Annotated in this window: 1 protein-coding gene; it reads left to right on the top strand. The window is 47.9% G+C overall.

What is annotated here, in order from left to right; genetic code table 11:
* Positions 1 to 550: 550 nt before the first annotated feature.
* Positions 551 to 1,015, top strand: a complete 465-nt coding sequence (fliB, locus tag MUW49_RS18695; protein ID WP_244813074.1) for a flagellin lysine-N-methylase — start codon at positions 551 to 553, stop codon at positions 1,013 to 1,015.
* Positions 1,016 to 1,136 lie beyond the last annotated feature (121 nt).

Consider the following 1,136-nt stretch of genomic DNA (forward strand, 5'->3'; position numbering starts at 1 on the left):
TTCTGGGCCATAATAATAAACAGTTGGTTAAGATCTCGACTATTTACAGCTTGGCAACGCAAGGTACAATTAAAATCGTACTTGGAGCCGTTCAACTGATCGAGACTTGATCAACTTGTGCAGAGAATGATCATGCGTCGGCCCTGTCACAAATGGCAGCCGGGAACGGGAACTGTCTTTGGTGGTATTTATAGCAGTTTTATCACGATGACATCATTTGGTGATTTCGACTTATTGCCAAAAAGCACTATGGCTGCCTCTGTACTGCTTTTTCACGCGACCGTCGGTCTCTTCATGACACTGCTAAGTCTGGCCAGATTTATTAGCTTGATACCTGCACCGAAGACACGTGATCTCGTAGAAATGAAACAAATGGAAAGTTCCAACGATAGCCAGTAACTAAGTGGGGAGCCAATAAGGATGTTAGCTCTGCCATAATACCCATTAGGTGATGATGACCTGCAATGTAGGCATGCTCTTTGCTTTTTAATAAAACCTACGTTCTTGAAAGGGGTAGGTGAATCCGGATTATTTTCTTGAGGACACCGTCATGGCCCATACCCTGGTAACCCCAAGGTACTACACGGATTTTCACTGTATTGGCGATCAATGTGAGGACAATTGCTGCCATGGATGGACGATATCCATCGACAAGAAGACCTATCGTCATTATGTCAGTCACCCGGATCAGCTGATTCAAAGTACGGCCAAGCTGCATATTGAGAAGGTGAAAAACTCAGACGCTCACTGGGGGACTATCCGTATGGACGAGTCTGGCGCCTGCCCCTTTCTGGATGGTGTCGGATTATGCAATGTACATAAGAAGATGGGGGCCGAGGCACTGAGTCACACCTGTAAGACCTACCCCAGGCAGTTGCGGCAATTTGGTACCCAGCACAGGCGCAGCCTGGTGCTCTCCTGCCCGGAGGTGAGCAGGCAGGTACTCTTGAATCCAGATGCCATGGTGGTTGATGTCACCCCATTCAAGGGGCAGGGCGGGATCGCACTTTGTTAATGAAATTTGAACAGGCAGATCGTCTGTGATCTAATCGCGTCTCCATGCAGGAGGCACGCGCTATGACGTTGATTGAACACCTTACCCTTGTCGAAGAAACTCGCTCTGAGATCAATCGTAA

The sequence above is a fragment of the Aeromonas sp. LsrichE-8G genome (genome assembly GCF_022869435.1).
GTDB lineage: Bacteria > Pseudomonadota > Gammaproteobacteria > Enterobacterales > Aeromonadaceae > Aeromonas > Aeromonas caviae.